At 67.2% G+C, this 6,878-nt stretch carries 7 protein-coding genes; 5 read left to right on the top strand and 2 right to left on the bottom strand.

The genetic code is table 11. The annotated features are described in order from the left end of the window. Positions 1-142: 142 nt before the first annotated feature. Together WDC87_RS03890 and WDC87_RS03885 are read right to left on the bottom strand one after the other, a co-directional pair. Positions 143-685, bottom strand: coding sequence for a type 1 glutamine amidotransferase domain-containing protein (locus tag WDC87_RS03890; protein ID WP_005415602.1), 543 nt, complete (start codon positions 683-685; stop codon positions 143-145). 162 nt (positions 686-847) lie between these two features. After that, a complete protein-coding gene (locus WDC87_RS03885; RefSeq protein WP_012479369.1) occupies positions 848-1,315 on the bottom strand; it encodes an SET domain-containing protein-lysine N-methyltransferase in 468 nt (155 codons plus the stop codon). Between the two features lie 211 nt (positions 1,316-1,526). Between WDC87_RS03885 and WDC87_RS03880 the strand changes: the two genes are divergently transcribed. The 5 genes from WDC87_RS03880 (at position 1,527) to WDC87_RS03860 (ending at position 6,829) form a co-directional block, all read left to right on the top strand. Next, positions 1,527-1,982, top strand: a complete 456-nt coding sequence (locus WDC87_RS03880) for an SUF system Fe-S cluster assembly regulator (protein ID WP_049414161.1) — start codon at positions 1,527-1,529, stop codon at positions 1,980-1,982. Between the two features lie 17 nt (positions 1,983-1,999). Beyond that, entirely contained in the window at positions 2,000-3,475 is a 1,476-nt protein-coding gene (sufB, locus tag WDC87_RS03875) for a Fe-S cluster assembly protein SufB (protein ID WP_072168626.1), read from the top strand. 74 nt (positions 3,476-3,549) lie between these two features. Then, on the top strand, positions 3,550-4,314 hold the full coding sequence (sufC, locus tag WDC87_RS03870) for a Fe-S cluster assembly ATPase SufC (RefSeq protein WP_005412528.1): 765 nt from the start codon (positions 3,550-3,552) through the stop codon (positions 4,312-4,314). Further along, the gene (gene sufD, locus WDC87_RS03865; protein ID WP_252745227.1) at positions 4,314-5,576 is read left to right on the top strand and encodes a Fe-S cluster assembly protein SufD; all 1,263 of its coding nucleotides are present in this window, start codon (positions 4,314-4,316) and stop codon (positions 5,574-5,576) included. Before sufC ends, sufD begins: the two co-directional genes overlap by 1 nt. After that, positions 5,573-6,829: a cysteine desulfurase gene (locus WDC87_RS03860; RefSeq protein WP_065196580.1), complete on the top strand. Its 1,257-nt coding sequence runs from the start codon at positions 5,573-5,575 to the stop codon at positions 6,827-6,829. The genes sufD and WDC87_RS03860 overlap by 4 nt, the downstream gene beginning before the upstream one ends. Positions 6,830-6,878 lie beyond the last annotated feature (49 nt).

Here is a 6,878-nt window from a genome sequence, read left to right as displayed (position 1 = left end):
CCCCCCCCCCCCCCCCCCCCCCCCCCCCCCCCCCCCCCCCCCCCCCCCCCCCCCCCCCCCCCCCCCCCCCCCCCCCCCCCCCCCCCCCCCCCCCCCCCCCCCCCCCCCCCCCCCCCCCCCCCCCCACTACCGGTATAGCGGATCACGCGGCAAGTGCCTTGACCACCGCCTCGCTGAAAGCAGGAATGTCATCCGGCTTGCGGCTGGTGATCACGTTGCCGTCTACCACGACCTCGGCGTCGCGCCAGTTCGCACCGGCGTTGGCCAGATCCTGCTGAAGGGAGGGCCAGGAAGTCAGCTCGCGGCCATCGGCCAGCCCGCTGTTGATCAGCAGCCACGGGCCATGACAGATCGCGGCGACGGGCTTGCCGGCTTCATCCACTGAGCGGATGAAGCTGAGCACCGCGTCGTCGGTGCGCAGTGTGTCCGGATTGATCACACCTCCCGGCAGCACCAGGGCATCAAAGCCCGCCGGATCCGCCTCATCCAGCGGGATGTCGACCGCGACGGCGTCGCCCCAGTTCTTCTCTTTCCAGCCCTTGATGGTCGCCTCCTTTGCGGGCGACACCACGCTGACCCGCGCACCTTCCGCTTCCAGCAGCCGTTTGGGCTCGGTCAATTCGGACTGTTCAAAGCCGTGGGTCGCGAGGATTGCGATCTGTTTGCCCTTCAATCGCTCTGCCATGGGTGCACTCCAGTTGGGGGAGTGCACAGCGTGGACGAACGGCCCTTGCACGGCGGTGACCCTGCCGTGCACGGCAGGTGGAGAGCCTCCCGCAAGTGCCGGCAGCTGGCCGGCTCCTGCATCGCGCCATGCCGGCCAGCGGCCGGCCCTACCCGGTACCGGTCAGCGCTTGGGCTGCAGCATGGTGCCGGTGCACTTGGGCGAGCCGCAGCGGCATTCCCAGATCTTCTTCAACTTGGCGGTGTGGCGCTCGGCCAGGGTGATGCCGTAGTTGTAGGTCAGCTCTTCGCCAGCCTTGATATCGCGCAGCGCCTCGATGAACACCTTGTCGCCACGGCTGTCGCCGTCCTCATCTTCCTCGATCACCGCCTCGCAGTTCGGGTCGCAGCTGTGGTTGATCCAGCGCGCGTCGTTGCCCTTGTAGTTGGCATCGATCACCCAGTCGTCATTGAGGGTGAACAGGAAGGTATGGCCGCTTTCGACGTCGCCGCTGTCATCGGCATCAACGTCGCCATGACTGCGCAGCAGGCCCTTGTACTGGATCACGCGCTCGCCCTGCTTGATCGGGGCGACGGCGAACACGCCGTTGCCATGGATGGCGGACTTGCGGGCTTGGATCTTCTTCGGCATCGGCACGGGCTGTTTGCAGCGGATGGAACAGGGATTCTCGCCCATTCCGGGTGATTGCGAAAATCACCCGGTTGGCGCAGCATGGCGCCCCCGGCAGCGCCCGCTGGCAGAGCCTCCCGGCCCGGCCCCAGCGCCGGCTGAATGCCCGGGTTGGATGGTGGCGAATAAAAGCGTACAATTTCAGTCCGCTTTAAGAACCACTCGCATCCCCATGTTGCGCGTCACCAAGCTCACCGATTACGCCACCGTCGTGCTGACCGTGCTCGCCGCCCGTCCGGGCGAGGTGCTCAGTGCCACCGAACTGGCCGAATTCACCGGCCTGGAGCCGCCCACCGTCAGCAAGGTACTCAAGCCGCTGGCCCAGGCCGGCCTGGTCGAAGGCCTGCGCGGCGTCCGTGGCGGCTACCGGCTGACCCGCCCGGCCATCGAGATCTCGCTGTTCGAAGTGGTCGAAGCGATGGAAGGGCCGCTGGCCCTGACCGAATGCAGCCACGACCACCACCAGTGCGGCATGGCACCCAAGTGCGGCGCGCGCAGCAGCTGGCGGTTGATCAACGACGTGGTCTCCGAGGCCCTGCGCGACGTCAGTCTTGCGCAGATCCTGCCCCCCCTTCCCCTTGCCGATGACGAACAGCGCCGCACCATCGCTGTCGACGTCGTCTCCTGATCCACAGGCAGCCCCCCATGGCCACCGAAACCATCGAAAACGTCGCCCACGACGACACCCCCAACCGCGAGATCCACGAGCAGCTCGGCCGCAAGTATTCGGCTGGCTTCATCACCGAGATCGAGTCGGACTCCCTGCCGCCGGGCCTGGACGAGGACACCATCCGTGCCCTGTCGGCCAAGAAGGACGAGCCGGAGTGGATGACGCAGTGGCGCCTGGACGCCTACCGCCACTTCCTGACCATGCCGATGCCGGACTGGGCCAAGCTGGAGATCGCCCCGATCGATCTGCAGGCGCTCAGCTACTACTCGGCGCCGAAGGGCCCGAAGTACGCCTCGCTGGACGACGTGCCGAAGGAACTGCTCGACACCTACGACAAGCTGGGCGTGCCGCTGCACGAGCGCGCCAAGCTGGCCGGCGTGGCGGTGGACGCGGTGTTCGACTCGGTCTCCGTCGGTACCACCTTCCGCAAGGAACTGGCTGAGAAGGGCATCATCTTCTGCTCGATGTCCGAGGCCATCAAGGAACACCCGGAGCTGGTGCGCCAGTACCTGGGCACCGTGGTGCCGGTGGGTGACAACTACTTCGCCGCGCTCAACTCGGCGGTGTTCTCCGATGGCAGCTTCGTGTTCATTCCCAAAGGCGTGCGCTGCCCGATGGAACTGAGCACCTACTTCCGCATCAACGCCGGCCACACCGGCCAGTTCGAGCGTACCCTGATCGTGTGCGAGGACAAGGCCTACGTCTCCTACCTGGAAGGCTGCACCGCGCCGATGCGCGATGAGAACCAGCTGCACGCTGCGGTGGTCGAACTGGTGGCACTGGAAGACGCGGAGATCAAGTACTCCACGGTGCAGAACTGGTACCCGGGCGACGAGAACGGCGTCGGTGGCATCTACAACTTCGTCACCAAGCGTGCCGAATGCCGCGGCGCGCGCAGCAAGGTCACCTGGACCCAGGTCGAGACCGGCTCGGCGATCACCTGGAAGTACCCCTCGTGCGTGCTGCTGGGCGACGACTCGGTCGGTGAGTTCCACTCGGTCGCGCTGACCCATCACCGCCAGCAGGCCGACACCGGCACCAAGATGATCCACGTCGGCAAGCGCACCAAGAGCAAGATCGTCAGCAAGGGCATCAGCGCCGGCCGCGGCCAGAACACCTACCGCGGCCTGGTCAAGGTCGACCGCAATGCTGATGGCGCGCGCAACTACACCCAGTGCGATTCGCTGCTGATCGGCAAGCAGTGCGGCGCCCACACCTTCCCCTACATCGAGGTGAAGAACCCGGGCGCCACCGTCGAGCACGAGGCCACCACCTCGAAGATTTCCGACGACCAGCTGTTCTACTGCCGCGCCCGTGGCATCAGCCAGGAAGACGCGGTGTCGATGATCGTCGACGGCTTCTGCAAGCAGGTGTTCCGCGAACTGCCGATGGAGTTCGCGGTGGAAGCCAAGAAGCTGCTGGAAGTCTCGCTGGAAGGTTCGGTGGGCTGACCGCCCGCCCCTGCCCCTCGCAAACGCATTCTCTTTACCGGCGGGCCCAGGCCCGCCCCACGGAAACCCCCACCATGCTGAAGATCGAAAATCTCCACGCCCGCATCGGCGACAAGGAAATCCTCAAGGGCCTGTCGCTGGATGTGAAGCCCGGCCAGGTGCACGCCATCATGGGCCCGAACGGCGCCGGCAAGTCCACCCTGGGCAATGTCCTGGCCGGCCGCGACGGCTACGAAGTGACCGAAGGCAGCGTGCAGTTCGACGGTGTCGACCTGCTGGAGCAGGACCCGGAAGCGCGTGCCGCTGCCGGCCTGTTCCTGGCATTCCAGTACCCGGTGGAGATCCCGGGCGTGAACAACACCTACTTCCTGCGCGCGGCGCTGAACGCCCAGCGCAAGGCACGCGGTGAGGAGGAACTCGATTCCATGCAGTTCCTCAAGCTGGTGCGGCAGAAGCTGGCCGTGCTGCACCTGAAGGACGAACTGCTGCATCGTGGCGTCAACGAAGGCTTCTCCGGTGGCGAGAAGAAGCGCAACGAGATCTTCCAGCTGGCCGTGCTGGAACCGAAGCTGGCGATCCTGGACGAAACCGACTCGGGCCTGGACATCGATGCACTGAAGAGCGTGGCCGATGGTGTCAACGCACTGCGCGCTGCTGATCGCTCGTTCCTGGTCATCACCCACTACCAGCGCCTGCTGGACTACATCAAGCCGGACGTGGTGCACGTGCTGGCCGATGGCCGCATCGTCAAGACCGGTGGCCCGGAACTGGCCCTGGAACTGGAAGCGCACGGCTATGATTTCCTGAAGGACCGGGTCGTGCCCGAGGCGGCGGTCTGATGAGCGCCCTGCTCGACTCGATGGCCCAGGCCTTCTGCGGCAGCGATGCGCGCCGCGAAGTGCTGGATGCGGCCCTGCGTGACGGCCTGCCGGCCGCCCGCAACGAGGCTTGGAAGTACACCTCGCTGCGGCAGCTGGAACGCCGTGCGTTCGCTGCGGCACCGCTGCAGGGCCCGGCGCTGGACGCCGCCCTGCTGGAGGACATTCCGGCACCGCGCCTGGTGTTCGTCAATGGCCGCCTGGATGCCGCACTGAGCGACGTGCAGGCCCTGCCGGCCGGCGTGCAGCTGCAGCCGCTGTCGGCCGCACTGGCCGCTGGCGAAGACGCCGTGCGTTTCCTTGGCCGCCGCTACGAGCGCAGCGAGGAGATCTTCGCCCGCCTGAATGCTGCCCTGGCCGATGAAGGCGTGGTGCTGCGCGTGGACGAAGGCGTGCAGGTCGAAGCGCCGCTGCAGCTGGTATTCGCCAGTGTGGCGGGCGAGACCGACCTGGCCTGGCATCACCGCCACCTGATCGAACTGCGTGCCGGCGCCAGCCTCGGCGTGGTCGAGCACCGCTTCAGCGTGGGCGACTCCGCCCACCTGGACAATACCGTGCTGCATGCCCATGTCGCCCGCGATGCCGTGCTCAAGCACGCCCGCGTGCAGGCCGGCAGCGCGCGCCAGACCAGCTTCCTGCGCACCGACGCGGTGCTGGCCCGCGGCGCGCAGTACCACCGCGTGGACCTGGAACTGGGCGCCGCGCTCAGCCGCCATGAACTGAACGTGCGCCTGGAAGGCGACAATGCCCAGCTGACCGCCAACGGCGTGCTGCTTGGCAATGGCCGCCGCCACGTCGAAACCCGCCTGGGTATCGACCACATCGCCCGCGATACCGCCTGCGAACTGCTGTGGCGCGGCGTCGCCGCCAACCGCAGCCGCGTGGTGTTCCATGGTGGCATCCAGATCCGCGAAGGCGCCGATGGCACCGACGCGAACCTGTCCAACAAGAACCTGCTGCTGTCGGCCGATGCCGAGATCGACACCCAGCCGACGCTGGTGATCGACGCCGATGAAGTGAAGGCCGCGCACGGCGCGACCGTCGGCCAGCTCGACGCCAACGCGTTGTTCTACCTGCGCTCGCGCGGCCTGCCGCAGGCCCAGGCGCAGGCACTGCTGAGCGCCGCGTTCTGCCACGAGCCGCTGAAGATCCTGCCCGACGCGCTGCGTGCGCAGCTGGCACGTCGCCTGGACAAGGCACTGGCCGAGGCGGGTGTGGCATGAACCTGTCCACGCCGCGCCCGATCGAAGAACGCACCGGCGCCCCCGACTGGGACCGCGTCCGCCTCGACTTCCCGCTGCTGATGCGTGAAGTGCACGGCAAGCCGCTGGTCTATTTCGACAATGCCAACACCGGCCAGAAGCCGGTGCAGGTGATCGGCGCGGTGGACGAGTTCTACCGCCGTTACAACGCCAACGTCAGCCGCGCGGTGCATGCACTGGGCAGCGAAGCCACCGATGCCTACGAAGGTGCGCGCAACACGCTGGCGCGCTTCCTCAACGTGCGCCCCAGCGAGCTGGTGCTGTGCAGCGGCACCACCTTCGCCATCAACCTGGTGGCGTATTCGTGGGCGCTGCCGCGGCTGAAGGCCGGCGACGTGATCCTGGTGTCGCGCATGGAGCACCATGCCAACATCGTGCCGTGGCAGCTGGTCGCGCAGCGTACCGGTGCCACCATCCGCGTGGCCGAGATCACTCCCGATGGTGCGCTGGACCTGGATGCGCTGCGCGCGGCGATGACCCCGGAGGTCAAGCTGCTGGCGGTCACCCATGTCTCCAACGTGCTGGGCACGGTCAACCCGGTGCGCGAGATCTGCCGCGAAGCGCGCAAGCGCGGCATCATCACCGTGGTCGATGGCTCGCAGGCCGTGCCACACCGCAAGGTCGACGTCGCCGCGATCGGCTGCGATTTCTACGCCATCACCGGCCACAAGATGTGCGGTCCAACCGGTACCGGCGCGCTGTGGGCGCGTCGCGAGCACCTGGACGCGATGCCACCGTTCCTCGGCGGCGGCGAGATGATCAAGGAAGTCAGCTTCGACGGCACCGTGTTCAACGATGCCCCGCACAAGTTCGAAGCCGGCACCCCGAACATCGCCGGTTTCATCGGCCTGGGCGTGGCCGCCGACTACCTGCAGCAGCTTGGCCAGGACAACGTGGAGGCGCGCGAAGCCGAACTGCTGGCGCACTTCACCGAAGAGCTGCGCCGCGTCGATGGCCTGCGCATCATCGGCCAGGCACCGGAGAAGGCCGCCGTGGTCTCGTTCCTGATCGATGGCGCGCATGCCCACGACCTGGCCACCCTGCTCGACCTGGAAGGCGTGGCCGTGCGCTCGGGCCAGCACTGCGCACACCCGCTGCTGCAGTACTTCGGCGTCGCCGCCACCTGCCGTGCCTCGCTGGCGTTCTACAACACGCACGCCGAGATCGAGCGGTTCATGACCGCGCTGACCAAGGTACGCAAGCTGCTGGGGTAAGACTCACAGCGCAGCCGGAAGCAACGAGAACGCCGCGGGAAACCGCGGC

This window comes from Stenotrophomonas maltophilia group sp. Smal12 (assembly GCF_037079935.1).
Lineage (GTDB): Bacteria > Pseudomonadota > Gammaproteobacteria > Xanthomonadales > Xanthomonadaceae > Stenotrophomonas > Stenotrophomonas sepilia.
The sequence above is the reverse complement of the archived record's forward strand: the minus strand, read 5'-3'. Positions and strand labels throughout refer to the sequence as shown.

Excerpts from the sequence above, each read along its gene's own strand:
- WDC87_RS03890 (WP_005415602.1), bottom strand. The coding sequence starts at position 685 with ATGGCAGAGCGATTGAAGGGCAAACAGATCGCAATCCTCGCGACCCAC.
- WDC87_RS03885 (WP_012479369.1), bottom strand. The coding sequence starts at position 1,315 with ATGCCGAAGAAGATCCAAGCCCGCAAGTCCGCCATCCATGGCAACGGC.
- WDC87_RS03880 (WP_049414161.1), top strand. The coding sequence starts at position 1,527 with ATGTTGCGCGTCACCAAGCTCACCGATTACGCCACCGTCGTGCTGACC.
- sufB (WP_072168626.1), top strand. The coding sequence starts at position 2,000 with ATGGCCACCGAAACCATCGAAAACGTCGCCCACGACGACACCCCCAAC.
- sufC (WP_005412528.1), top strand. The coding sequence starts at position 3,550 with ATGCTGAAGATCGAAAATCTCCACGCCCGCATCGGCGACAAGGAAATC.
- sufD (WP_252745227.1), top strand. The coding sequence starts at position 4,314 with ATGAGCGCCCTGCTCGACTCGATGGCCCAGGCCTTCTGCGGCAGCGAT.
- WDC87_RS03860 (WP_065196580.1), top strand. The coding sequence starts at position 5,573 with ATGAACCTGTCCACGCCGCGCCCGATCGAAGAACGCACCGGCGCCCCC.